This is a genomic window from Comamonas sp. E6 (assembly GCF_001010305.1).
GTDB lineage: Bacteria > Pseudomonadota > Gammaproteobacteria > Burkholderiales > Burkholderiaceae_C > Comamonas > Comamonas thiooxydans.
Genome location: NZ_BBXH01000016.1, coordinates 14,515 through 39,251 on the forward strand (window position 1 = coordinate 14,515; position 24,737 = coordinate 39,251).

The 24,737-nt window shown below is 61.4% G+C and carries 22 protein-coding genes; 17 read left to right on the forward strand and 5 right to left on the reverse strand.

Annotation, left to right across the window (positions count from 1 at the left end):
* Nucleotides 1-3: 3 nt before the first annotated feature.
* From prpF to prpC, 5 genes are read right to left on the reverse strand one after another with little or no spacing between them, the layout of a single operon-like run.
* Nucleotides 4-1,197, reverse strand: coding sequence for a 2-methylaconitate cis-trans isomerase PrpF (gene prpF / locus CSE6_RS14755; protein WP_059440842.1), 1,194 nt, complete (start codon nt 1,195-1,197; stop codon nt 4-6).
* A 54-nt stretch (nt 1,198-1,251) separates the two neighbouring features.
* Nucleotides 1,252-1,827, reverse strand: a complete 576-nt coding sequence (locus CSE6_RS14760) for a 2'-5' RNA ligase family protein (protein WP_034410325.1) — start codon at nt 1,825-1,827, stop codon at nt 1,252-1,254.
* Between the two features lie 9 nt (nt 1,828-1,836).
* Nucleotides 1,837-4,464 (reverse strand): Fe/S-dependent 2-methylisocitrate dehydratase AcnD, encoded by a 2,628-nt coding sequence (gene acnD / locus CSE6_RS14765; protein ID WP_059440843.1) that lies wholly within the window; start codon nt 4,462-4,464, stop codon nt 1,837-1,839.
* Nucleotides 4,465-4,489: 25 nt separating this feature from the next.
* Nucleotides 4,490-4,978, reverse strand: coding sequence for a GntR family transcriptional regulator (locus CSE6_RS14770; protein ID WP_238585711.1), 489 nt, complete (start codon nt 4,976-4,978; stop codon nt 4,490-4,492).
* A 24-nt stretch (nt 4,979-5,002) separates the two neighbouring features.
* Nucleotides 5,003-6,199: a 2-methylcitrate synthase gene (gene prpC / locus CSE6_RS14775; protein ID WP_083994743.1), complete on the reverse strand. Its 1,197-nt coding sequence runs from the start codon at nt 6,197-6,199 to the stop codon at nt 5,003-5,005.
* 170 nt (nt 6,200-6,369) lie between these two features.
* On the opposite strand from prpC, the gene CSE6_RS14780 reads away from it, so the two are divergent.
* From CSE6_RS14780 to CSE6_RS14860, 17 genes are all read left to right on the forward strand, one after another.
* Nucleotides 6,370-7,857: a short-chain fatty acyl-CoA regulator family protein gene (locus CSE6_RS14780; RefSeq protein WP_059440845.1), complete on the forward strand. Its 1,488-nt coding sequence runs from the start codon at nt 6,370-6,372 to the stop codon at nt 7,855-7,857.
* A 234-nt stretch (nt 7,858-8,091) separates the two neighbouring features.
* Complete coding sequence (locus tag CSE6_RS14785; protein WP_034396751.1) at nt 8,092-8,823, forward strand: SDR family NAD(P)-dependent oxidoreductase; 732 nt, start codon at nt 8,092-8,094, stop codon at nt 8,821-8,823.
* 12 nt (nt 8,824-8,835) lie between these two features.
* The gene (locus CSE6_RS14790) at nt 8,836-9,603 is read left to right on the forward strand and encodes an SDR family NAD(P)-dependent oxidoreductase (protein WP_059440846.1); all 768 of its coding nucleotides are present in this window, start codon (nt 8,836-8,838) and stop codon (nt 9,601-9,603) included.
* Between the two features lie 15 nt (nt 9,604-9,618).
* On the forward strand, nt 9,619-10,266 hold the full coding sequence (locus CSE6_RS14795; protein ID WP_034378307.1) for a nuclear transport factor 2 family protein: 648 nt from the start codon (nt 9,619-9,621) through the stop codon (nt 10,264-10,266).
* A gap of 9 nt (nt 10,267-10,275) precedes the next feature.
* The gene (locus CSE6_RS14800) at nt 10,276-11,358 is read left to right on the forward strand and encodes an alkene reductase (protein WP_059440847.1); all 1,083 of its coding nucleotides are present in this window, start codon (nt 10,276-10,278) and stop codon (nt 11,356-11,358) included.
* Nucleotides 11,359-11,651: 293 nt separating this feature from the next.
* A complete protein-coding gene (locus CSE6_RS14805) occupies nt 11,652-12,554 on the forward strand; it encodes a VOC family protein (protein ID WP_059440848.1) in 903 nt (300 codons plus the stop codon).
* A gap of 16 nt (nt 12,555-12,570) precedes the next feature.
* Nucleotides 12,571-13,449 carry a CoA transferase subunit A gene (locus CSE6_RS14810; RefSeq protein WP_034360169.1) on the forward strand — a complete coding sequence of 293 codons (879 nt, stop codon included), beginning with the start codon at nt 12,571-12,573 and terminating at the stop codon, nt 13,447-13,449.
* 12 nt (nt 13,450-13,461) lie between these two features.
* Nucleotides 13,462-14,232: a CoA-transferase subunit beta gene (locus CSE6_RS14815; RefSeq protein ID WP_034360171.1), complete on the forward strand. Its 771-nt coding sequence runs from the start codon at nt 13,462-13,464 to the stop codon at nt 14,230-14,232.
* Between the two features lies 1 nt (nt 14,233).
* Nucleotides 14,234-15,136, forward strand: coding sequence for an enoyl-CoA hydratase (locus tag CSE6_RS14820; protein WP_059440849.1), 903 nt, complete (start codon nt 14,234-14,236; stop codon nt 15,134-15,136).
* Entirely contained in the window at nt 15,133-16,221 is a 1,089-nt protein-coding gene (locus CSE6_RS14825) for a nitronate monooxygenase family protein (protein WP_034360176.1), read from the forward strand. Before CSE6_RS14820 ends, CSE6_RS14825 begins: the two co-directional genes overlap by 4 nt.
* A 22-nt stretch (nt 16,222-16,243) precedes the next feature.
* Complete coding sequence (locus tag CSE6_RS14830; RefSeq protein ID WP_034360178.1) at nt 16,244-17,002, forward strand: enoyl-CoA hydratase family protein; 759 nt, start codon at nt 16,244-16,246, stop codon at nt 17,000-17,002.
* 28 nt (nt 17,003-17,030) lie between these two features.
* Complete coding sequence (locus CSE6_RS14835; RefSeq protein WP_034360180.1) at nt 17,031-18,185, forward strand: acyl-CoA dehydrogenase family protein; 1,155 nt, start codon at nt 17,031-17,033, stop codon at nt 18,183-18,185.
* 17 nt (nt 18,186-18,202) lie between these two features.
* Nucleotides 18,203-19,342 carry an acyl-CoA dehydrogenase family protein gene (locus tag CSE6_RS14840; protein WP_034378310.1) on the forward strand — a complete coding sequence of 380 codons (1,140 nt, stop codon included), beginning with the start codon at nt 18,203-18,205 and terminating at the stop codon, nt 19,340-19,342.
* A complete protein-coding gene (locus CSE6_RS14845; RefSeq protein ID WP_059440850.1) occupies nt 19,339-20,493 on the forward strand; it encodes an acetyl-CoA C-acetyltransferase in 1,155 nt (384 codons plus the stop codon). The genes CSE6_RS14840 and CSE6_RS14845 overlap by 4 nt, the downstream gene beginning before the upstream one ends.
* Nucleotides 20,494-20,593: 100 nt before the next feature.
* Nucleotides 20,594-22,159, forward strand: coding sequence for an amidase (locus tag CSE6_RS14850; protein WP_059440851.1), 1,566 nt, complete (start codon nt 20,594-20,596; stop codon nt 22,157-22,159).
* On the forward strand, nt 22,160-23,749 hold the full coding sequence (locus CSE6_RS14855) for an amidase (RefSeq protein WP_080746042.1): 1,590 nt from the start codon (nt 22,160-22,162) through the stop codon (nt 23,747-23,749).
* A gap of 57 nt (nt 23,750-23,806) precedes the next feature.
* Nucleotides 23,807-24,682 carry an SDR family oxidoreductase gene (locus tag CSE6_RS14860; protein ID WP_034360188.1) on the forward strand — a complete coding sequence of 292 codons (876 nt, stop codon included), beginning with the start codon at nt 23,807-23,809 and terminating at the stop codon, nt 24,680-24,682.
* Nucleotides 24,683-24,737 lie beyond the last annotated feature (55 nt).

The following is a 24,737-nucleotide window of genomic DNA, read 5'->3' on the forward strand; positions in this document are numbered from 1 at the left end:
GTGTCAGGCCTGCAGCACTTCGCCCGGCACCCGTACCCAGCCTTCCATCAGAATGCGGGCGCTGCGGCTCATCAAGGCCTTGGTGACTTGCCATTGACCCTGGTCGGTCCTGGCTTCGGCCCCCACACGCAGGGTGCCGCTGGGATGGCCGAAGCGTACGGACTGGCGCTCGCCGCCGCCCGCCGCCAGATTGACCAGCGTGCCTGGAATGGCGGCAGCCGTGCCTATGGCGACGGCTGCCGTGCCCATCATGGCGTGGTGCAGCTTGCCCATGGAAAGCGCCCGCACCACGAGATCGATATCTTTGGCGGCAATCGCTTTGCCGCTGGAGGCTGTGTAGCTTTGCGCGGGAGCCACAAAGCCTATCTTTGGCGTGTGCTGGCGTGTGGCAGCTTCACCCAGATCCTTGATCAGGCCCATCCTGAGTGCGCCATGGGCGCGGATGGCTTCGAACCTGGCCAGGGCGGGGCCATCGCTGTTGATGGTATCCTGCAGTTCGCAGCCGGTATAGCCCAGCTCTCTGGCATCGAGAAAGATGGTCGGAATGCCGGCATTGATGAGGGTCGCGCAAAAGCGGCCGACGCCGGGCACATCCAGCTCGTCGCTGACATTGCCGGTGGGAAACATGGCAGCTCCGTCCTCACCTTCATCGGCGGGGTCTAGGAACTCCAGGGCCACTTCGGCAGCGGCAAAGGTCACGCCGTCAAGTTCGAAGTCCCCGGTTTCCTGCACCTGACCATCGCGAATCTGCACATGGTTGATGATGGTCTTGCCGATATTCGCCTGCCAGATGCGAATGACGGCCACGCCGTTGTGCGGAATGCGCTCGGCCGGAATCAGCCCCATGTGAATGGCGCAGGGGCCGACGGCAGCGCTCAGGTTGCCGCAGTTGCCGCTCCAGTCCACAAAAGGCTGATCGATGGACACCTGGCCGAACAGATAGTCCACATCGTGATCGGCGCTTGTGCTCTGGCTGAGGATCACGCCTTTGCTGGTGGAGGATGATGCATTGCCCATGCCGTCAATCTGTTTGCCATAAGGGTCGGGGCTACCCAGAGTGCGCAGAAAGATGGCGTCGCGAACAGGGCCGGGCTGCCGGGCCGCTTCGGGCAGATCCTGCAGCTTGAAGAACACACCTTTGCTGGTGCCTCCGCGCATATAGGTGGCGGGAATGCGGATTTGCGAAGTGAGGGACATGGAATGGCAAACAAACAAGGTATTCAAGGCTCAAGCCAGGGCTTGAGCCTTGAATCAGTGAAACAGATGTAGCTGTTGAGGACGAGGCGGAGAGCCGGAAGCCAATGGCCAGCGATGCAGCACCTGGTAGCGTAACTGCTTGCCTGTGCCGGTTCGCTCGACCAGCTGGATCTCATCGATCAGCCAGTCGACGGGATCGATACGCCGAGTGGGCAGGGCATGTAGAGCTCTGTAGCTGATGGTGATATGCGGTCTATGGCCGCCATCCTTGAAACCGTGGGATTTCAACTCGGTCTGCAGCGTTGTCAGCAGCTGGTTGAAAGGCTCTGGACGTCCGCGGGTTAGCAAAGACCAGTGAATGCGCTCGCCCTCCTCACCGCGAATGCGGTTGAAGCTGAGCTCGAAGGCCTTCAGCTGCGCCGCTTGCACTGCATTGCCTGCGGCCAGCAAGGCGAGCAGTGCCTCTTGCCCGGAGTCAAAGGGGCCACACCAGGTTTGGTGCCAGTTATCTGGAGAGAACATGCGCTCGCCCAGGTCCTTATCAAGGCCCAAGGCGCTGATCCGGGCACGCAGGCGATGACGTTCCGGGCTTTGGGGCTGGGTGACAATCAGCATGCGTGCCTGGCTCATAGCTGCTCCTTAGCTCACAAGTTCAGCCGTTGACGCGGAATCGGCTGTGGCGCTATCCGCCAGGAAGTCCTGGGCAAAGCGCTGCAGCACGCCACCGGCTTCGTAAATAGAGACCTCTTCCGCGGTATCGAGGCGACACAGTACCGGCACTTCGGTGCGGGCGCCGGTCGTGCGGTGGATATGAAGTGTAAGCCTGGCCTGGGGGCTACGCTGGCCGATGACATCAAAGCTCTCGGTGCCATTCAACCCCAGTGTGTGGCGGCTCGTGCCGGGCAGGAACTCCAGCGGCAACACCCCCATGCCGATCAGATTGGTGCGGTGGATGCGCTCGAAGCCCTCGGCCACGATGACCTCCACACCGGCCAGGCGAACGCCCTTGGCTGCCCAGTCACGGCTCGATCCCTGGCCGTAGTCGGCGCCGGCGATGATGATCAGCGGTTGCTTGCGCTGTATATAGGTCTCTATGGCTTCCCACATGCGCATGGTCAGTCCCTCGGGCTCGACGCGAGCAAGAGAGCCCTGGCGCACCTTGCCCTGGTCGTCCACCACCATTTCGTTGAGGAGCTTGGGATTGGCAAAGGTGGCGCGCTGTGCGGTCAGGTGGTCGCCGCGATGCGTGGCATAGGAATTGAAGTCCTCCTCGGGCAGACCCATTTTGTGCAGATACTCGCCTGCGGCCGAGTCCATCAGGATGGCGTTGGAGGGCGAGAGGTGGTCGGTTGTGATGTTGTCGGGCAATATGGCCAGAGGGCGCATGCCGCGCAAAGTGCGCTCGCCCGCGAGGGCTCCCTCCCAGTAGGGTGGGCGGCGGATATAGGTGCTTTGCGGGCGCCAGTCATACAGTGCCTCGACCTTCTCGCCCTGGTCTGCGCGGATGGCAAACATGGGCTCGTAGACCGAGCGGAACTGCTCGGGTTGGACGGCAGCCTTGGCCACGGCGTCGATTTCCTCGTCGCGGGGCCAGATGTCCTTCAAGCGGATTTCGCGGCCCTGGAAGACGCCCAGCACATCGTTCTCGATATCGAAGCGCATGGTGCCCGCAATCGCATAGGCCACGACCAGCGGAGGCGAGGCGAGAAAGGCCTGTCTGGCATAGGGGTGGATGCGGCCATCGAAGTTGCGGTTGCCCGAGAGCACGGCCGTGGTGTAGAGGTCGCGGTCGATGATCTCTTGTTGAATCACAGGGTCCAGAGCGCCGCTCATGCCGTTGCAGGTGGTGCAGGCAAAGGCCACCACGCCAAAGCCCAGCGCTTCCAGGTCATGTAGCAGACCGGCTTGTTCCAGATACAGGGGCACGGTCCTGGAGCCGGGGGCCAGAGAGGTCTTGACCCAGGGCTTGCGGGTCAGGCCCAGATTGCGCGCATTGCGCGCCAGCAGGCCGGCCGCGATCACATTGCGTGGGTTGCTGGTATTGGTGCAGCTGGTAATGGCTGCAATGATGACGGCCCCATCGGGCATCTGCCCTTCGGCCTGCGTCCACTCACCGGCAATGCCTCTTGCTGCAAGCTCGCTGGTTGCCAGGCGGGCGTGTGGATTGGAAGGGCCGGCCATATTGCGAACCACTCCGGACAGGTCAAAGCTCAGTGTACGTTCGTATTCGGCACTTTCCAGGCTATCTGCCCACAGACCTGCCTGTTTGGCGTAGTTCTCGACCAGTTGCACCTGCTCAGGCTCGCGCCCCGTCAGACGCAGATAGTCGATCGTCTGCTCGTCGATCGCGAACATGGCCGCCGTGGCTCCATATTCGGGTGCCATGTTCGAGATGGTGGCGCGGTCGCCGATGGAGAGGCTGCGCGCGCCTTCACCATGGAACTCCAGATAGCTTCCCACCACTTTTTGCTGACGCAGGAACTGGGTCAAAGCCAGCACGATGTCAGTGGCAGTGATGCCGGGCTGCCGCCTGCCAGTGAGTTGCACGCCAATGATTTCGGGCAGGCGCATCCACGAGGCGCGGCCCAGCATCACGTTCTCGGCTTCCAGTCCACCCACGCCCACGGCGATCACTCCCAGTGCATCGACATGTGGTGTGTGGCTGTCGGTACCTACCAGAGTATCTGGGAATGCTTCACCATCGATAGCATGGATCACAGGGCTCATGCGCTCCAGATTGATCTGGTGCATGATTCCGTTGCCTGGCGGAATCACCTCCACATTCTTGAAGGCTTGCTTGCACCAGTCGATGAAGTGAAAGCGGTCCTCATTGCGCCGGTCTTCGATGGCGCGGTTTTTCTCGAAGGCCTCGCGGTCGTAGCCACCGCACTCAACGGCCAGCGAATGATCGACGATCAGCTGCACGGGCACCACGGGATTGACAGCGGCCGGATCGCCACCTTGCTCGGCAATCGCATCGCGCAGGCCGGCCAGGTCGACCAGCGCTGTCTGGCCCAGGATGTCATGGCAGACCACGCGGGCCGGGAACCAGGGAAAATCGCGTTCGCGCTTGCGATCAACGATTTGCCTGAGGTACTCGGTCAGGTGGGCCGGATCGCTGCGCCGCACCAGGTTCTCGGCATGGACGCGACTGGTATAGGGCAGTGTGGTCCAACTGCCGGGGCGGATGGCTTCCACAGCGGACCGGGCGTCGAAGTAATGCAGCGCAGTGCCGGGCAAGGGTTTACGGTAGGGGTGGTGAGTCATTGTCTCGGGGATTCTTTTAGGAGTCTCAATAGGCCAGAGCCGAGCGTGAGGCTTCTGCGTTGCCGGCGCTGTGGCAGTGCGGGGATTGTGAAAGGGCTGCAGGCAATGGTGAAGGCATCGGCGCTTGGCTTGTCGGCTGCATGGTGGGCTGTGTACCCAGTGCGAGTTGGAGCCGGGCCTGCGACACGCGCAGCAACTGCTCGCAAAGCTGCGTGCTGGCAGTCTGCATCTGGCGTTGCCGCGCCAGATGGCCAGCCAGCAGGCTGCTCAGCAAGCGAGCCTCGGCCACCTGGGCTGCACTCAGGCAGGTCACGCTCATGCCGCGCCGGGGCTGTGCGCTTAGCAGTCCTTCATGGCATAGCAGCTTCATGGCCTCGCGCACAGGAGTGCGGCTCAGGCCAAACTCCTGGGCCAGTGCTCCGTCGTTGATGTCCGATCCGGGCGGCAACTGATGGCTCAGAATGCGCTCGCGCAGCTTGTCGGCGATGGCAATGCACAGGGAATGGGCTTGCATGGGCTGGGCAGACATTGCTGGAGCTTACTGGCGTGCCTCGATAGGCACGAAATGCAGGTCGTCCGGGCCTGTGTAGTTGGCGCTGGGACGGATGATCTTGTTGTCCTGGCGCTGCTCGATGATGTGCGCTGCCCAACCGCTGGTGCGGGCAATCACGAACAGCGGCGTGAACATGGTGGTGGGCACGCCCATCATGTGATAGCTGACGGCGCTGAACCAGTCGAGGTTGGGGAACATGTTCTTGACCTCCCACATCACCGATTCCAGGCGTGCGGCAATGTCGTACATCTTGCTGCTGCCGGCCTCGTCCGAGAGCTTTTTGGCCACGCCTTTGATGACCACATTGCGAGGGTCGCTCACGGTATAGACGGGGTGGCCGAAGCCGATCACGACTTCCCTGGCATCCACGCGGCGGCGGATATCGACCTCGGCCTCTGCCGGGTTGTCGTAGCGCTTCTGGATCTCGAACGCCACCTCATTGGCTCCGCCATGCTTGGGGCCGCGCAGAGCGCCTATCGCAGCGGTAATCGCCGAGTACATATCGCTGCCCGTGCCTGCCACCACGCGGGCCGTGAAGGTCGATGCATTGAACTCGTGCTCGGCATACAGATTGAGCGAGGTATGCATGGCGCGCACCCAGCTCTCGCACGGCCTTGTGCCATGCAGCAGATGCAGAAAGTGGCCACCGATGGAGTCATCCCCGGTTTCGACCTCGATGCGGCGGCCCGAGTTGCTGAAGTGGTACCAGTAAAGCAGCATGCTGCCCAGGCAGGCCATCAGGCGGTCGGCGATATCGCGGGCGCCAGGAGGATTGTGGTCGTCTTTCTCCGGCAGCGCGCAGCCCAGGGCGGAGACACCGGTGCGCATCACGTCCATGGGATGGCTGGCGGCGGGTAGCTGTTCCAGCGTAGTCTTCACGCTGCCGGGCAGGCCGCGCAAAGCCTTGAGCTTGGCTTTGTAGGCCCTGAGTTCGGCGTGGGTGGGCAGTTTGCCGTGTACCAGCAGGTGGGCAATCTCCTCAAACTCGCAGACCTCGGCAATGTCCAGAATGTCGTAGCCGCGGTAGTGCAGGTCGTTGCCGTTCCTGCCCACGGTGCACAGTGCCGTGTTGCCTGCTGTCACGCCGGAGAGGGCGACGGATTTTTTTGGCCTGAAGCTTGCGGCGGCGTGGTTAATGGCGGTTGGAGATATTGGGGATGTTGGGGCTGTCACAGTGCTCATGGGTGTCTCCTTTGGATGTGCAGCGCAGGTCCTTGTCGGTCTGCGATACTTCGCAATCTACGCATTTGTTTTTTATGCGTACAGAGCTGAATTGGTGAATGCTTGCGAAGGTGATTGCATGTATTTGCAAATTTTGCGAATATTTGGAGCCGGCAATAGGGAGAAGGTAAGTGGCCAAGACATTCATGGGCGTGCGTCTGCGCAGCCTGCGTGCCGAGCGTGGTCTTACGCAGGCTGCGCTGGCTCAGGCGCTGGAGTTGTCACCGAGCTATCTGAATCAGATCGAGCAGGATCAGCGTCCGCTCACGGTGGCCGTGCTGCTCAAGATTCACAGAGTGCTGGGCGTCGATATCCAGCAGTTCTCCGAGGATGAGGAGGCCCGCTTGCTGGCGCAGTTGCGCGATGCGGTGGCCGCCATGCCTCAGCCAGAAGGTTCGGTGCCGCTTCCCGAGCTGCGTGAGGTCGCAGCCAAGCTGCCGCAGCTGGCACAGATGCTGCTGGCCATGCACCAGCGTCACCTGGCGGACGCCGAGCGGCTGGAGGCCTTGACCGCCCATCTGGGTGATGGCCGCGCCGGGCCGGATGCCGACACCTCAGTTCACAGAGATGTCGCCGGGAATGGCGCAATGGCAGGCCTGCTGACGCAGCCCTCGCGCCAGATGCCCTTCGAGGCGGTTCGTGATTTCTTTTTTTCCCACCGCAATTACCTTAATGCGCTTGATCGTGCAGCCGAAGCGCTGGCTCGGCAGGCTGCGGAGCAAGGCGGTCATCTGCATGATTGGCTGCAATACCGGCTGCAGGCACGACATGGTGTATTGGTTCTGCATGCTCATGTCGGGACTGCTGAGAAAGCGGGCAGCCATAGGCGCTACGATGCGCTCACGCGCACCTTGTATGTGGCTCCGCAGCTGAGTCCCATGCAGCAGGCATTTCAGCTGGCTACGCAACTGGCGCTGCTGGAGTTTGATTCACTGATTGAAAGGGAGCTGCAAAGCGTGCCCTGGCAGGACGAGGCCACGCGCCGGCTGGCACGCATGGGGCTGGCCAATTATGTAGCCGGGGCATTTGTGCTGCCATATGGAGAGTTCTTGCGTGCAGCCGAAGGCCTGCGCTACGACATAGACTTGCTGGCAAGGCACTTCGGTGTGGGCTTCGAGACCGTCTGCCATCGCCTCTCAACCCTGCAGCGCAGCGATGCGCCGGGTGTGCCGTTTTTCTTTATCCGAGTGGACCGGGCCGGCAATATCAGCAAGCGCCAGTCGGCCACGCATTTTCATTTCTCCAAGACAGGCGGCACCTGCCCGTTGTGGGTGGTGTACGAGGCTTTTACCCAGCCGGGACGCATAGTGCCCCAGCTCGCCAGCATGCCGGACGGGCGCGTCTACCTGTGGATTGCTCGCACCATCAGCCATGCCGGCCAGGGCTGGGGGGCTCCAGGCAAGACCTTCTCCATCGGCCTGGGCTGCGACTTGCAGCACGCCGCGCGGCTGGTGTACTCCCAAGGCATGGATTTGCGCAATATAGGAGCGGCAACACCTATCGGCATGGGGTGCAAGGTATGCGAGCGCAGCGCTTGCCCGCAACGTGCTTTTCCGTACGTAGCCAAACCGCTCAAAGTCAATGAAAACGAGAGCGGATTTGTCCCCTATGGCGGCTAGTTGCTGCTGCCATGTGCGGTGCAGTTGAGAGGGAGGCATCTGACGCTGGATTGCTGTCGTCAACTGATTAACAGGCGTGAAAATGCATTGGAGCAAAAATCTGTATTGTATTTGCTGCTATTTATTTGATAGCATTCAGAGAAAATTTGCTTAGTCTTCTTGGACGATGGGCTGAGGGCGATTTCTTCATACGCTGTCTCCAAGTTTTGATTGCACATCAACAAGGAGACAAGAATGCGTTTAGCCGGAAAAGTTGCCGTGGTCACGGGGGCGGGCCAGGGCATGGGGCGAGCGATTGCACAGCGTTTTGCCGATGAGGGTGCCACTGTGGTGGCCGTGGACTTGAATGAAGAAGCAGCCAGACAGACCCTGGAAGGCAAGGGCGGCAAGCATCTGGCCCGTTCCTCCAATGTGGCCGACAGCGCTGCGGTCGATGCGCTGTTTGTCGAAATCCGCGAAAAGCTCGGCGCCGTCGACGTGCTGGTGAACAACGCCGGTGTAGGCTCGGTGGACCAATTTGCCGATATTCCTGACGCGACCTGGGAGCGCGTGATTGGCGTGAACCTGAACGGCGCTTTCTACTGCGCCCGTGCCGCCGTCAAGCAGATGCAGGAAGGCAAGGGTGGTGCCATCGTCAATATCTCCAGCACCTCGGCTGTCAGCGGTGACGGTCCGGCGCACTACTGCGCTTCCAAGGCCGCCCTGATGGGCTTGACCCGTGGCATGGCCAAGGAACTGGCGTCCAAGAAGATCCGTGTGAACACACTGGTTCCCGGACCCACCAACACGCCCATGATGCAGGGCATTCCCCAGGAGTGGGCCGATGCCATCATCGCCGGCGTGCCCATGGGCCGCATGGCTGAGCCAGAAGACATCGCCAAGGTGGCAGTGTTCCTGGCCAGCGACGACAGCGGCTTTGTGACGGGTCAGAACGTGGCAGTCAACGGCGGCAGCGCCTTCCTCTAAGGAGAGACAAGCATGAGCAAGCGTCTGGAAGGAAAGATTGCATTTGTGACCGGTGGTGGTTCCGGTATCGGTGCCGCAACGGCTGAGCGTTTCGCACAGGAGGGGGCAACCGTGGTGATCTGCGGCCGCCGCAAGCAGCCTCTCGACGACGTCGTGGCCAGGATCAAGGCGGCAGGCGGCAGTGCCGAGGCCATCGTGGCCGATGTGGGCAACGAAGCCCAGTTTGTCGGAGCGCTGGAGCAGACTGCCAAAAAGCATGGCCGCCTGGACATTCTGGTCAACAACGCCATGGCCTACACATGGGGCGGCATCGACAGCATGACCACGGCCGACTGGCATGCCAACTTCAGCACTTCGGTGGATGGCACCTTCTGGGGGACGCGCACAGCGCTGAAGCTGATGGGGGCCAAGGGTGGTTCCATCGTCAATATCAGCTCCATCTGCGGCACGCTGGGCACACCTTTTATGTCGGGTTACTCGGCAGCCAAGGCGGCCATTCTCAACTTCTCGCGTGCTGCAGCCGCCGAAGGTGCGCCTGCTGGCGTGCGCGTGAACGTGGTGATTCCTGCCGTGGTGGAGACCCCTGCGACAGCGGGAATGCTGGCTGATGAGGCATCGCGCAAGAACACCGAAAAGCTCATCCCCATGGGCCGTGTCGGTCAGTCCGGCGAGCTGGCCAATGCCGTGCTGTTCCTGGCCAGCGATGAAGCCAGCTATGTGACAGGTGCTGCACTGCCCGTGGATGGTGGTCGTTCCGCCGTTCTGGTGACTGCGCTGTAACAGAAAGCTTTAGAGATGAGTGAACCCGTGAATCAGTGGCCGCAAACGCTGGATGAGCGTATCGACAGGCTGGAGTCGCTGGATGCGATTCGCCAGCTGGCTGGCAAGTACTCCCTGTCCCTGGACATGCGTGACATGGACGCCCATGTGAACCTGTTTGCACCTGATATCAAGGTGGGCAAGGACAAGGTCGGGCGTGCGCACTTCATGGCCTGGCAGGACAGCACGCTGCGTGACCAGTTCACGGGCACCTCGCACCATCTGGGGCAGCACATCATCGAGTTCGTGGACAAGGATCACGCCACCGGCGTGGTCTACTCCAAGAACGAGCATGAGTGCGGTGCCGAGTGGGTCATCATGCAGATGCTGTACTGGGACGACTACGAGCGCATTGACGGCCAGTGGTTCTTCCGTCGCCGTCTGCCCTGTTACTGGTATGCCACCGACCTGAACAAGCCGCCGATTGGCGACATGAAGATGCGCTGGCCCGGCCGCGAGCCTTATCACGGAGCCTTTCACGACCTGTTCCCGAGCTGGAAGGAATTCTGGGCCAACCGCCCCGAAAAGGACGAGCTGCCCCAGGTGGCTGCACCCGCGCCGCTGGAGCAGTTCCTCAAGACCATGCGCCGTGGTACCCCCGCGCCGCGCATGCGTGTGCGCTAAGGAGCCGGAATGAGTCAAACGCTTTTCACGCCCACACAGCTGGGCAAGATCGTCCTGCAAAACCGCGTGGTCATGGCCCCCATGACGCGTAATCGCGCCGATGCCGATGGCACGCCCACCGACATCATGGCCGAGCACTATGGCCAGCGCGCTGATGCCGGCCTGATCGTGGCTGAAGGGGCCTGGCCCGAGGTCACGGGTCAAGCCTACTGTCGTCAGCCTGGCATCGAAACTGCCGCTCATGTGCGCGGCTGGCGCCGTGTGACGGACGCCGTGCATGCGCGTGGCGGATCCATTGTGCTGCAGATCATGCACTCCGGTCGTATCGGCAGCAGCCATATCAAACCCGCTGGTGTGCGTTCCGTATCGGCGTCCGCCATTCAGGCTCAGGGCAAGATCTGGACCGATGCGGCAGGCATGCAGGATTTCGACCAGCCCCAGGCATTGACCACCGAAGAAGTGCGCAAGGCGATTGCCGGGCATGCTGCAGCTGCTCGGCGCGCCATGGATGCGGGCTTTGACGGCGTCGAGCTGCATGGCACTAGCGGTTATCTGAGTCTGCAGTTCCTGCACTCCAGTACCAATCAGCGTACCGATGAATATGGTGGCAACGCCAGCAGTCGCTCACGTTTCGCTGTGGAATGCCTGGGCGCCATGGGGGAGGCCATCGGCATCGATCGCGTGGGGCTGCGCCTGAACCCCGGCAACACCTTCAATGACACGGCGGATGAAAACTCCGCGGCAACCCATGCCGAGCTGATGCGTCAGGCCGCCAAGCTGGGCATTGCCTATCTGCATGTGATGCGTGCGGTCTTCGATCCTTCAATCGATGCCTTCAAGCTGGCGCGTGAGAACTTTGGCGAGAACCTGATTCTCAACGATGGCTTTGATGCGCAAAGCGCCGAAGCCGCGTTGCAGGCAGGCGAGGGCAAGGCGGTATCTTTTGCGCGGCATTTCATCGCCAACCCCGATCTTGTGCAGCGCATGCGCCAGGGCCTGCCTCTGGCCAGGTTTGACCGCAACACGCTCTACACCCCCGGTGCCAGGGGCTACAACGACTATGCGTCTGCAGAAGAAGTGCAGACCGTCTGATCCATCAAGAAACTGAGTTCATCGTGTTGGCCGCATTCCCGTATGGGGGTGCGGCCTTTTTTTTGTACTGCGGGTTTTCACGGCTGTCGCAAGGGTGTCGGATCGGCCTGTTTCAAAAGGCTGAAAGCAATCTAGTCTATTCCGCTGAACTACATGCTGATTCTTGTATGAGTGCTATTAAATTTGGGTAGTGAAGCGGCAAATCGTTAGTCTCAATGGACGATGTTTGCAAAGGCTCTCCTCTTCAGAATCCTCTGCATCACTAAAGGATTTGGGTTGGAGGCCCCGACATCATGATGGAAATACGTGGACTAGCGTACGTTGTTGCCGAGAGCTCTGATTTGGATCGCTGGGTCAACTACGCACGTGACGTGCTTGGCATGATGCCGAGCACTACTGCCGATGGCGATCTGCTGATCAAGATGGATGAGCGTCAGTTTCGCTTCCAGGTTCAGCTTGGCAGCAATGACAGATACTCCGCATCCGGTTGGGAAGTGGCCAACAAGCAAGCCTTCGAGCAGGCGCTCAAGGTGCTGCAGGCCGCTGATGTGCACTACGAAATGGGCAGCTCCGAACTGTGTGCCAAGCGCCATGTGCAGGAGTTGGCCATCGTGATGGATCCGTCTGGAAACCGTCATGAGATCGTCTGGGGCTTCAAGTCCGACTTCAGCCATTTCGCATCGCCCCAGGGTGTTTCGCGCTTCATCACCGGTGACTATGGTCTGGGTCACACCGTGCTGCCTGCTCCCGACTTTGACAAGACCGTGGCCTTTGTGCGCAATGTGCTGGGCTTTGGCCTCTCGGATATTTACAACTTCAAGCCCGCAGGCGATGCCGGCCCCACGGTCCGAATCCACTTCTTCCACTGCGCCAACGCTCGTCACCACAGCCTGGCTCTGGCCGAATTCCCTTCTCCCTCGGGTTGCGTGCACGTGATGGTGGAGGTGGACAACATGCCCGAAGTGGGTCGTGCCATGGACCGCATGCAAAAGAGCCAGGTCAAGCTCTCGGCCACTCTGGGTCAGCACACCAACGACAAGATGATCTCGTTCTACATGAAGACGCCTTCCAACTTCGACCTGGAGTTCGGCTATGGCGGCGCCATCATCGACTGGGAACATCACATCACGCACGAGTTCACGACCGTAAGCCTCTGGGGGCACGACTTCAGCGTGGGCCGCCCTGAAAACAACTGATAGGAGGCTTGGAGACATGGCCAATAAATTGATGACAGCGAAGGACGTTGTGGCATCCATCAAGGACGGCATGACGATCGGAATTGGTGGCTGGGGGCCCCGGCGCAAGCCCATGGCCCTGGTGCGCGAGCTGCTGCGCAGCCCCGTCAAGGATCTGACCGTGGTGGCCTATGGCGGTGCCGATGTGGGCATGCTGTGTGCGGCAGGCAAGGTCAAGAAGTTGATCTTCGCCTTCGTGTCGCTGGACTTCATCCCGCTGGAGCCGTACTTTCGCAAGGCCCGCCAGAGTGGTGAGATCGAGGTCATGGAAATTGACGAAGGTCATATGGTGCTGGGCCTGAAGGCTGCCGGCATGCGTATTCCCTACATTCCCACCCGAGTCGGTCTGGGCACCGATGTGCTCAAGCACAACAGCTCCATTCGCCTTATCGAATCGCCCTACGACGGCAAGGAGTGGGTGGCGATGCCCGCCATCAATCTGGATGTGGCCCTGCTGCACGTGGATCGCGCGGACTCTCGCGGTGTCTGCCAGATTGCCGGTCCCGATATCTATATGGACGACCTGTTTGCGCGAGCCGCAACCAATACGTTTGTGAGCTGCGATGAACTGGTTGAGTCCAGCAGCTTCGATTCGGAGCAAGCCGCGCGCCTGGTGTTCTGGGAGCGCTCTGAAACCACGGGTGTCGTGCATCTGCCCGGCGGTGCTCACCCATCGTCTTGTGCTCCTCTGTATGGCTTTGATGTCAAGCACTTCAAGGAATACGCGGCCAGCAGCAAGGAAGAGGGCGGCTGGAGCAGCTACCAGCAGAAATACGTGCAGTGCACGGAGCAGGAATATCTGGAAAAAGTGGGTGGCATGGAAGCAATCAAGCGCCTGCCCTTGCCCGTGTTCTGAGGAGGCACAGAGATGAGTGAAATTGCATTGGTAGATCGCGTCATCTGCGCCGCGGCACGTGCCTGGGAAAACGACGGCGAGGTGTTGGCCACCGGCATTGGCCTGGTGCCACGTCTGGCGGCTTCGCTGTGCATGCGTTCCATCAACACCGATCTGATGATGACGGACTCCGAAGCCTGGGTGGTCAATGAGCCCGTGCCCGTAGGTCCACGAGGTGAATACAAGATCAAGCGCGAAAGCTGGATGGGTTTCTCGCGCATCTTCGACAACGTCTGGGGAGGCAAGCGCCACGCCATGGTGGGCCCCGTGCAGGTGGACCGCTTCGGTCAGGGCAATATCTCCATGGTGGGCAGCGACTACGCTCGTCCCAAGTCCATGATGCTGGGGGTGCGCGGCTTCCCCGGCAATTCGATCAACCACGCGAATTCCTTCTTTGTGCCCAACCACAGCACCAAGGTGTTTGTCCCGGGTGAGGTCGATGCCGTGGGCAGCGTGGGCTACAACCCTGCGCGCCTGGCCAAGGGCTGGACGCTGGAGGAGACCACCGACATTCGCTTCATCTTCACCAACCTGTGTGTGATGGACTTTGGCGGACCCAGTCATCAAGTGCGCCTGGTGTCGCTGCATCCCGGCGTGACGGCGGTGCAGGTCAAGGAGGCCACGGGCTTTCCGATCCATGTTCCCGAGAACGTGGGAGTGACACCTGATCCCACGCCCGAGCAACTGGCCTTGCTGGCTCAGCTCGATCCGCACAATCTGCGCGCTACGGCCATGGGAGTCTGATATGGATGATGCATCCAGCGAATTTGTGACACGCGAGGACAAAGCCGTCTATGAAACGGACGAGCCCGTTCTCTACAGCGTGGACAACGGCATTGCCACGGTCACCATGAATCGGCCCACGTTCAACAACGTGCAGAACTCGCAGATGACCTATGCGCTGGATGCTGCATTCCGCAAGGCGACCGATGACGATAGCGTCAAGGTCATCGTGCTGCGCGGCGAAGGCAAGCACTTCAGTGCGGGTCACGATATCGGCACGCCCGGCCGAGACATCAACAAGTCCTTTGACCGTGCACACCTGTGGTGGGACCACACCAACAAGCCCGGCGGCGAGCAGCTGTTTGCCCGCGAGCAGGAGGTCTACCTGGGCATGTGCCGACGCTGGCGCGAGATCCCCAAACCCATGATTGCCATGGTGCAGGGGGCATGCGTGGCGGGCGGTCTGATGCTGGCCTGGGTCTGCGACCTGATCGTGGCCAGCGACGATGCGTTTTTCCAGGATCCCGTGGTGCGCATGGGCATTCCCGGTGTGGAGTACTTCGCCCACGCTCACGAACTGCATCCGCGTATTGCCAAGGAGTTCCTGCTGCTGGGCGAGCGCATGCCGGCAGAGCGCGCCTATCAGATGGGCATGGTCAACCGCGTGGTTCCGCGTGCCGAGCTCGAGGACCAGGTCTATGCCATGGCCCAGCGCATGGTGGCACAGCCGCGTCTGGGCCTGGCACTGACCAAGATGGTCGTCAACAAGGCTGAAGAGCTGCAGGGGCTGCGTTCCACCATGGACATGGCTTTTGGCTACCACCACTTTGCTCACGCGCACAGTCAGGCGATGGGCATGGGGCAACTGGGCGGCCAGGATGCCAGGTCCATGGCAAAGGCCAATAAAGAAGAGTCAAAGGCATGAGCAATATGAACGATATGGGCAGTCTGCGCACTCCTATCTGCGACCTGCTGGGGTGCCGCTACCCCGTCATCCAGACTGCCATGGGCTATGTGGCGGGCGCTGATCTGGTGATAGGTACTACCAACGCCGGCGGCTTCGGCTTTCTGGCCGGCGCCACCATTCCCGCCGACAGGATCGAAGCCGAAATTCTGCGTGTCAAGCGCGAGACCGACGACCAACCTTTCGGGCTGAACTTTCACATGTTTCAGCCCAATGCCCAGCAACTGCTGGATCTGGCCGTGAAGTACCGTCTGCGTGCGGTGAGCTACGGCCGTGGTCCGGACAAGAAGGTGATAGGCCGTCTGCGCGATGCCGGCATCGTCTGCATGCCCACAGTGGGAGCCCTGAAGCATGCCCAGAAGGCGATCGAGATGGGCGCCAATGCCATCACTGTGCAGGGCGGTGAAGGGGGAGGCCATACCGGCAGCGTTCCCACCACGGTGCTGCTGCCTCAGGTAGTGGATGCGGTCGAGGTGCCCGTGATTGCCGCAGGTGGCTTTTATGACGGCCGTGGCCTGCTGGCTGCTCTGGCCTATGGCGCATCGGGTATTGCCATGGGCACGCGGTTTCTGATGACCAGTGATTCCAAGGTGCCCGCCGCCACGCTGCAGCGCTATCTGGCTGCAAGGGATGCGGAAAAGATCTCCATCTCGCATCTGGTCGATGGCATGCCCCAGCGCATGATTCCCAACGAATACCTGGCCATGCTCGAAAAAGCCAGCCCCATGAAGCGCTTGCGCATCGCCCTGGGTCTGGCATTGCAGTGGAAGGCCGAGACCGGCATGACCACGGGCCAGGCCTTGAGCATCTTCATGAAGGCCATGCGCGAAGACTCGTCTTCCGTCGCACAGACCGTGATGGCTGCCAACGCCCCCATGTTGCTGCAGCGCTCCATGGTCGATGGCAATCCCGCAGAGGGCGTGATGTCTGCCGGTCAGGTGGCCGCGCTGATTGGCCGGCTCGACAGCTGCGAGGAAGTGATAGGCGGCATTGTCCGCCAGGCCATGGACCGTCGCAACGCATTGAACGCATTGACTCCCGCATAACAACAAGCCAACGAGACCGGATATGTCCACTCAACAATTTCACTCCAATATTCATGACAACGGCGTGGCGGAGCTGGTGATAGACCGTGCTCCCGTGAATGCCTTGAATGCAGCCGGCTGGAATGGCCTGGCCCGGGAAATCCAGGCGCTGGGCGACAGGCCCGAGGTGCGCGTGATCGTCATCCGTGCCGAAAACCGTGGTTTCTGCGCGGGTGTGGACATCAAGGAGCTGGCGACCAACGACAAGCTCATCATCGACGTGAACGCAGGCAACTACGCCACGTTCAAGGCCGTGCACCTGAACAAGGTACCCGTCATCACCGCCGTGCACGGCTTTGTGCTGGGCGGCGGCATCGGTATCTGCGGGGCATCGGACATCGTGATCGCCGCGGAAGACGCCACTTTCGGCCTGCCTGAAGTGGACCGCGGAGCCATGGGTGGTGCCGCCCATCTGCAGCGCATGTTCGGCGTGCAGAAGACTCGCTATCTGTTCTTTACGGGCGAGATGATCGCTGCGGCAGAAGCCCTGCGCCTGGGTGCCATCGAGCGTGTTGTTCCCCGTGAGCAGCTGCGCGACGTCGCCATGGAGATCGCCAACAAGATTGCCGCCAAGAGCCCCGCCATGATCCGCATCGCCAAGGAGGCGCTGACCGGCATCGAAGACGGCAATCTCGAAGACAAATACCGCTGGGAGCAGGGATTCACCCTGCAAGCCTATATGAGTCCAGATTCCGCCGAGACGCGCAGCGCCTTTGTGGAAAAGCGCGACGCCAAATTCTGAGCATCACTAGCGCGAAGAGGAGACAACCATGGATTTGACATACACCCCAGCGCAGAAGACCTTCCGTGCCCAGGTACGTGAATGGCTCAAGAACAATGTGCCCAAGGAACGACTGCAGAGCTATGACACTCGAGAGGGTTTCGAGCAGCACCGCCAGTGGGAAGCCAAGCTGGCCAGCGCCGGCTACAGCGCCGTGACCTGGCCCAAGGACCTGGGCGGCAGCGGCTGCGACCTGACCGAATGGCTGATCTTTGAAGAAGAGTACTGGGCAGCCGATGCGCCATCCCGCGTGAACCAGAACGGCATTCTGCTGCTGGGCTCCACGCTGATGGAATTCGGCACGCCCGAGCAGAAAGCCCGCTTTCTGCCCCGTATGGCCCGCTGCGACGATATGTGGGCACAGGGTTGGTCCGAGCCCAACGCCGGCTCGGACATGGCTGCCATCAGCAGCCGCGCCACACGCATGGGTGACAAGTTCATTCTGAACGGTCAGAAAATCTGGTCTACCCGTGCGATCTTTGCCGACTGGGTGTTCGGCCTGTTCCGCAGTGATCCGACATCAAGCCGCCATCATGGTCTGAGCTACATACTGGTGCCCTTGAATACGCCCGGCATCACCGTGCGTCCCATTCGTGCCATCAATGGCCGTGAGCACTTTGCCGAAATCTTCTTCGACGATGTCGAAGTACCCGTGGAGAACCTGCTGGGTGCAGAAGGCAAAGGCTGGCATGTGGCGATGGCGACGGCCGGCTTTGAGCGCGGCCTGCTGCTGCGCTCTCCCGCCCGCTATCAGCGCAGTGCGCAGAAGCTGGTGGACCTGTATCTGCGCAATCAGGTCGAGGCCGACCGCGATCACTCCATTCGCGATGCCGTGCTGCGTGCCTGGCAGGGGGCGGAGGCATACACGCTGTCTTCCTATCACACGGTGGGCCGCCTGAACAAGGGCGCACAGATTGGCGCCGAAGCCAGCACCAACAAGATTGTCTGGTCCGAGCTGGACATCATGATTCACGAAACCGCGATGCGCATTCTGGGCGCGCGTGCCGAGCTCATCGATGACGTCGAGGCCAACGAATGGCTGGAAGGTTTCCTGTTCTCGCAGGCAGGTCCCATCTACGCGGGCAGCAACGAGATCCAGCGCAACATCATCGCTCAGCGCATGCTGGGTCTGCCCAAATCCTGATCGGCAGGGAGACAACCATGGACTTCACCTTTACCGAAGATCAGATCGCATTCCGTGACTCGATCAGCCGCTTTCTGATGACCGAAGCAGCCCCCGAGCTGCTGCGCGACATCTGGGAAACTCCGACCGGTCGCAGCCCCGAGTTGTGGGCCAAGATTGCAGAACAAGGTCTGATGGGCCTGTCCGCTCCCGAAGCCGATGGCGGCATGGGCATGGCCGATGTGGACTGGGCACTGCTGCTGCAGGAAGTGGGCTATTACGCTCTGCCCGATTCCCTGAGCGACACCGCCTATGTGGCCGTGGGCATGCTGTGTGCATTGCCGCAAGGACATGAGAGCCGTGTCTGGCTGTCCAGGATTGCCGAAGGCAGCTGCCGCGTGGCCGTGGGCCATCCCGTCAACCTCAATGTGGCGGACGCGGCATTGGCCGATGTGCTGTTGCTGCCCCATGCCACGGCCACCGGCCTGGAGCTGCACCTGGTCAGGCCTGCACAGTGCGAGATCACGGCGCTGAGCAGTATCGACTCTTCGCGCCGTCTGTCACGGGTACGCTGGACGGCATCCGATGCCACTCGTTTGCTCGACGGCACTCAGGGTCAGAAGGTCTGGGACACTGCCGGCGAGCGCGGTGCAATCGCCGCAGCTGCCCAGATGCTGGGCCAGGCTCAGCGCATGCTGGATCTCTCGGTGGACTATGTGGCGCAGCGCAAGCAGTTCGACAAGGTCATCGGCAGCTTTCAGGCCGTGCAGCACCACCTGTCGGACATCGTCACCAAGATCGAGTTTGCCAAACCTGTGCTCTACCGTGCCTTCTATGCGCTGCAGCACGGTGAACCCGATCTGGCCGTGCGTATCTCGCACGCCAAGCTCCAGTGCAGTGAAGCGAGCTGGTTTGCGGCACGTAACAGTCTGCAGGTGCATGGCGCCATGGGCTACACCTGGGAAGTCGATCTGCAGATGTTCATGAAGCGCGCCTGGGTGCTGGACGCTGCCTGGGGCGACAAGGCATACCACGCGGCCCGCCTGACTCAGGGCCTGCTGCGCAGTCCCAATGCCCCGGTGGGCCCCGGATCGACTTTTGATCGAGAAATCGATTCATGTGCCTCCTGCTCTGCGCAAGGTGCTATTAAGAACGTTGCGGAAGAGGTGGCTGCATGAGCGCCCAGGCTTATATTGTTGATGCGCTGCGCTCTCCTACCGGAAAGCGCAAGGGCTCTCTTGCCACTGTGCACGGTGCCGATCTCGGCGCCCATGTGATCAAAGCGCTGGTCGAGCGCAACGACATTCCCGCAGCCGATTACGACGACGTGATCTTTGGCTGCGTGGACACCATAGGTTCTCTGGCTGGCGACATTGCCCGGACGTCCTGGCTGGCAGCCGGCATGCCCTTGAACGTGCCCGGCACCACGATTGATCGCCAGTGCGGCTCGTCCCAGCAAGCCATTCATTTTGCGGCCCAGGCCGTGATGAGTGGCACGCAGGACGTGGTGCTGGCCGGTGGCGTGCAGACCATGACCGCCATTCCCATTTCCTCGGCCATGCTCGCCGGTCAGCCCCTGGGCTTTACTACGCCGTTTGCCGAGAGCAAAGGCTGGCAGGCGCGTTTCGGTAACGCACCCGTCAATCAGTTCTACGCCGCCCAGCGTATTGCCGACCACTGGGGCGTGAGTCGTGCCGACATGGAAGTATTTGCCAAGGAAAGCCACGACCGCGCTTTGAATGCGATCGCCGAGGGCCGCTTCGACCGTGAAATCATCCCCTTTGGCGTTTTCAGGATGGATGAGACGGCTCGCCTCTCGACTCTGGAGAAGATGGCCACGCTGGAGCCGGTGGACCCCGACTATCCCTCCATCACTGCAGCCGTCTCAAGCTCCACCTGCGATGCGGCGGCTGCCGTGCTGGTGGTGTCCGAAGCAGCGCTCAAGCGCTACAACCTCAAGCCACGCGCCCGCATTCACCATATGAGCGTGCGCGCCGATGACCCCATCTGGCACCTGACCGCGCCGATTCCAGCCACGGAATATGCGCTCAAGAAGGCGGGCATGACCATGTCCGACATCGACCTGGTCGAGATCAACGAGGCCTTTGCTTCCGTGGTCATGGCGTGGCTCAAGGAGACCGGCTACGACCATGCCAGGACCAACGTCAACGGTGGTGCGATTGCGCTCGGCCATCCACTGGGAGCCTCAGGCGCCAAGCTCATGACCACGCTGCTGCACGAGCTGGAGCGCACCGGCGGGCGCTACGGCTTGCAGACCATGTGCGAAGGTGGAGGACAGGCCAATGTGAGCATCATCGAGAGACTCTGACTGCAGACATGCAGGCCCCCCTGGGTGCCTGTATTGCGTTGGAGATCCGGTGTTGGCAGCTTAGCAAGTCATCCACAAAAATATCAACGGAGACAAAGACATGCAAGACAAAGCGACGGATTCAGATCGCAGAGCATTCCTGGCAGGAGCAACTGCCACGGCGGCAGCGCTGGGTCTGCCAGCAGCGCAAGCTCAAGTCGGCACCAGGACCGTTGCGCAGGCCGATGCCATCACCATGGCAGCGCAGATGCGCAAAGGCGATGTCACGCCGCTGGAGGCTCTTGATGCCGCCATTGCGCGCGTTGAAGCCTTGCCCAAGCTCAATGCCGTGGTCATCAAAGACTACGAACTGGCCCGCGAGCATGCCAAGAAGCTCTCGACCATGGGCCGCGATGCACGCAAACAGGCGACTGACAAAGCCCCGCTGTGGGGTCTGCCGTTTGTGCTCAAGGACCTGGGTCTGAGCATGGCAGGAACCGTGACCAGCAATGGTTGCCGCTTCTTCAAGGATGCTGTCGCTTCGCAGGACTCCACGCTGGTGATGCGCTACAAGGCTGCGGGTCTCAACATCTTTGGCAAGACGGCATCTCCCGAGTTCGGCATGACGACTACCACGGAGTCAAAGCTTTACGGCGTCACGCCCAACCCCTGGAACACCGGGCATACCACGGGCGGTTCTTCCGGTGGGACTGCCGCTGTGGTGGCGGCCGGCATTCTGCCCGTGGGTCATGCCAGCGATGGTGGCGGCTCCATCCGCATACCGGCCGCACATTGCGGCCTGTTCGGACTCAAGCCCAGTCGTGGACGTGTGCCTGCAGGGCCAGGAGCGCTGGATGGCGCAACAGGTTTGTCGGTGAACCACGTCATCAGCCGCAGCGTGCGCGACACAGCCTTGCTGCTGGACTTGAGTGCTGGGCCCGAGTTCGGCTCGCGAGTGCGACCTCCCTCTGATGTTTCTCGGGGCTACCTTGAAGCGATGCACCAGCCCGAGCGCAAGCTGCGTATTGCCGTCTGGCGCAAGAACTACTTCGGGATTCCCGTGCACGCCGAATGCCTGGAGGCTGTGGACAAAGCGGCCAAGGCCTGCGAGGCCCTGGGGCATTTTGTTGAAGAGGCCATGCCGGAGCTGCCGGTGAACGAAATTTTTGGCGGTATGGGTGCAGGCATGTCGGCAGGTCTGCTCAGCGCCATTGAATACCGTGAGAAGCAGCTGGGCCGCGCTGTGCGCGAAGACGAGATGGAGCCGCTGAACTGGGCTGCGTTGCAGGCCGCGAAGAAGGCCTCGGCGCTGGATCTGTACCGTGGCCGCGCAGGCTTCGACAAGGCGGGGCAATTGATCGATGCATTCCTGTCCAAGTACGACCTGATTCTGACGCCCACCACCGTGGTGCCTGCACAGAAACTGGGCGCGCTGCGACTCGATCAGCCTTATGAAAGCTATGCCGCCGAGGCCATGAATTCCTCCGCGTTTACCTCGCTGTTCAACATCAGCGGTCATCCGGCCATGTCCGTGCCGCTGCACTGGACGGCAGACTACCTCCCTGTGGGGTCCCACTTTGTCGCACCGTTTGGTGGCGAAGGCCGCTTGCTGCGTCTGGCGGCGCAGCTGGAGCAAGCCTTGCCATGGGCACATCGCGTGCCGGACCTGTCCGCACTCAAGGCTTGAATGTCCAGCAACAAGAAGGAGGAGAGCATGGAATCAGTGAATCAAGGTGTGGATCGTCGTGGCTTTATTCAGGGCGCAGGTGCCGTGGCCGCAGCAACAGCCATGCCGGCAATGGCTGCACAGAAGAAAAATGAGGCGACGGCGGTGGATGGCTACGCCTGGGCAGAACAGATTCGCCGGGGTGATATCACGCCGCTGGAAGCGCTGGAAGCGGCGATTGCACGTACGGAGGCCTTGCCCAAGCTCAATGCAGTGGTCATCAAGGACTACGATCTGGCACGTGATCAGGCCAGGCAGATGTCGGCTCTGGGCAGCGCTGCACGTGCCGAAGCCACAGCCAGGGCGCCCATGTGGGGCGTGCCCTTTCTGCTCAAGGATCTGAACCAGTATCTGAAGGGAACGGTCACAACCAACGGCTGCCGCTTTTTCAAGGGGGCCGTGGCAGAGTACGACAGCACCCTGGTGGCACGCTACAAGGCGGCCGGTCTCAATATCTTTGGCAAGACCGCATCGCCCGAGTTCGGCCAGACGCCCACGACCGAGTCCTTGCTCTACGGCAAGTCGCCCAATCCATGGAATGCTGCCCACACGACGGGCGGTTCCTCGGGTGGTGCGGCATCGGTGGTTGCCGCAGGCATTGTGCCCGTGGCCCATGCCAGCGATGGAGGCGGCTCCATTCGCATTCCCGCTTCGCACTGCGGCCTGTTTGGCCTCAAGCCCAGCCGCGGCCGTCTGCCCGCCGGTCCGGCCAATATGGAAGGCTGGATGGGCTTGTCCATGAACCATGTCATCAGTCGCAGCGTGCGCGACAGCGCTCACCTGCTCGATCTGACGCAGGGGCGCGAGCCGGGCTCGCGCACCGTGCCGCCGCGCGACGTGGAGGGCAGCTATCTGGACGCCCTCAAGCAGGCACCCAGGAAGCTCAGGATCGCCGTCTGGTCCAGGAACTACTTTGGCATTCCCGTGCATGCGGACTGTCAGGCTGCGGTGGACAAGGCCATCAAGGCCTGCCTGGCGCTGGGACATGAAATCGTGGAGGACATGCCGGAGTTGCCTGTGGCTGAGGTGTTCTCGGGCCTGGGCGTGGTGACATCCGTGGGCATGATGGCCAGCATCCGCGCCCGCGAAAAGCTGCTGGGTCGCGCCGTGCGCCAGGATGAGGTAGAGCAGATGGACTGGCTGTATCTGGAAAAGGCCAAGTCCTATACCGCCGAGCAGATGCTGATGGCGCGTACCAACTTCGATACGGCCGGCCAGATTCTGGACCGATTCTTTCTGAAGTACGACTTGATTCTGACCCCGGTGATGGCTGTGCCGCCACCGCTGTTGGGCGTGCTGACGCTGGACCAGCCTTATGACTCATTCGCGCGCGAAGCCGTCAAGGCTTCGCCCTATACCGCGCTTTTCAATATGACAGGCCAGCCTGCCATGTCCGTGCCCATGCACTGGACCAGGGACAACTTGCCTGTGGGCGCGCACTTTGCTGCACCGTTCGGCCGCGAAGGGCGTTTGTTGGCGCTGGCCGCGCAGCTGGAGCAAGCCGTTCCCTGGGCACATCGTCAGCCTGATCTGTCGGTTTTCAAAGCGTAATTTCAAAAAGGCAGACGGCCATGAGGTTGTCTGCATTGCAAGCAAAAGGGGAAAGAAATGGGTATTTGCAACCAGAGAACCGTCGTCATCACCGGTGCAGGCGGTGGCCTGGGCCGCGCTTATGCGCTGGCCTTCGCACAAGAAGGTGCAAATGTGGTGATCAACGACATCCGTGCCGAAGCCGCCCAGGCCGTGGCCGAGGAAGTCAAGGCCGCTGGTGGCAAGGCGCTGGCCAACACCGGTGACATCACCACTGTGGCCGGGGCGCAATCGATTCTCGATGCGGCACTGGCCGCCTTTGGCGATGTGCAGGTCATCGTCAACAACGCGGGAGTGCTGCGCGACCGCATGTTCCTGAGCCTGTCCGAAGAGGACTGGGATATGGTCATGCGCGTGCATCTGCGCGGACATTTCTGCATGGCCAAGGTGTTTGGCGGCTACTGGCGCGATCAGAAGAAGGCCGGCAAGGACGTGGATGCACGCATCATCAACACCAGCTCGGGCGCGGGCCTGCAAGGCTCCATAGGCCAGAGCAACTATGCCGCAGCCAAGGCCGGCATCGCCGGTCTGACACTGGTGCAGGCCGCGGAGCTGGCGCGCTACGGCATCACCGCCAACTGTCTGGCACCTGCTGCGCGCACCTCCATGACCGAAGGCGCCATGCCCGATATGGTCAAGAAGCCCGAATCCGGCTTCGACGTCTGGGACCCCATGAACGTGGCCTCCATCGTCGTCTGGCTGGGGAGCGCGCAGTCCAGGCATGTGACGGGCCGCTGCTTTGAAGCCAAGGGCGGCGAGCTGTCCGTGGCCGACGGCTGGTTCACCGGCAAGATCAATGACAAGCAGGCGCGCTGGGAGCCTGCCGAGCTGTCAGGTGTGGTCGATCAGCTGATCGCCGAGGGCAAGGCCCCTCAGAAGGTCTACGGGACCTAAGCAGAAGAATCAGCCGGGGCATGGGCCCGGCCTTCCCATTCGATGAAGAACTCAG

Coding starts and splice junctions, on each gene's coding strand:
- prpF (WP_059440842.1), bottom strand. CDS start 1,197: ATGTCCCTCACTTCGCAAATCCGCATTCCCGCCACCTATATGCGCGGA.
- CSE6_RS14760 (WP_034410325.1), bottom strand. CDS start 1,827: ATGAGCCAGGCACGCATGCTGATTGTCACCCAGCCCCAAAGCCCGGAA.
- acnD (WP_059440843.1), bottom strand. CDS start 4,464: ATGACTCACCACCCCTACCGTAAACCCTTGCCCGGCACTGCGCTGCAT.
- CSE6_RS14770 (WP_238585711.1), bottom strand. CDS start 4,978: ATGCAAGCCCATTCCCTGTGCATTGCCATCGCCGACAAGCTGCGCGAG.
- prpC (WP_083994743.1), bottom strand. CDS start 6,199: ATGAGCACTGTGACAGCCCCAACATCCCCAATATCTCCAACCGCCATT.
- CSE6_RS14785 (WP_034396751.1), top strand. CDS start 8,092: ATGCGTTTAGCCGGAAAAGTTGCCGTGGTCACGGGGGCGGGCCAGGGC.
- CSE6_RS14790 (WP_059440846.1), top strand. CDS start 8,836: ATGAGCAAGCGTCTGGAAGGAAAGATTGCATTTGTGACCGGTGGTGGT.
- CSE6_RS14795 (WP_034378307.1), top strand. CDS start 9,619: ATGAGTGAACCCGTGAATCAGTGGCCGCAAACGCTGGATGAGCGTATC.
- CSE6_RS14800 (WP_059440847.1), top strand. CDS start 10,276: ATGAGTCAAACGCTTTTCACGCCCACACAGCTGGGCAAGATCGTCCTG.
- CSE6_RS14805 (WP_059440848.1), top strand. CDS start 11,652: ATGATGGAAATACGTGGACTAGCGTACGTTGTTGCCGAGAGCTCTGAT.
- CSE6_RS14810 (WP_034360169.1), top strand. CDS start 12,571: ATGGCCAATAAATTGATGACAGCGAAGGACGTTGTGGCATCCATCAAG.
- CSE6_RS14815 (WP_034360171.1), top strand. CDS start 13,462: ATGAGTGAAATTGCATTGGTAGATCGCGTCATCTGCGCCGCGGCACGT.
- CSE6_RS14820 (WP_059440849.1), top strand. CDS start 14,234: ATGGATGATGCATCCAGCGAATTTGTGACACGCGAGGACAAAGCCGTC.
- CSE6_RS14825 (WP_034360176.1), top strand. CDS start 15,133: ATGAGCAATATGAACGATATGGGCAGTCTGCGCACTCCTATCTGCGAC.
- CSE6_RS14830 (WP_034360178.1), top strand. CDS start 16,244: ATGTCCACTCAACAATTTCACTCCAATATTCATGACAACGGCGTGGCG.
- CSE6_RS14835 (WP_034360180.1), top strand. CDS start 17,031: ATGGATTTGACATACACCCCAGCGCAGAAGACCTTCCGTGCCCAGGTA.
- CSE6_RS14840 (WP_034378310.1), top strand. CDS start 18,203: ATGGACTTCACCTTTACCGAAGATCAGATCGCATTCCGTGACTCGATC.
- CSE6_RS14845 (WP_059440850.1), top strand. CDS start 19,339: ATGAGCGCCCAGGCTTATATTGTTGATGCGCTGCGCTCTCCTACCGGA.
- CSE6_RS14850 (WP_059440851.1), top strand. CDS start 20,594: ATGCAAGACAAAGCGACGGATTCAGATCGCAGAGCATTCCTGGCAGGA.
- CSE6_RS14855 (WP_080746042.1), top strand. CDS start 22,160: ATGTCCAGCAACAAGAAGGAGGAGAGCATGGAATCAGTGAATCAAGGT.
- CSE6_RS14860 (WP_034360188.1), top strand. CDS start 23,807: ATGGGTATTTGCAACCAGAGAACCGTCGTCATCACCGGTGCAGGCGGT.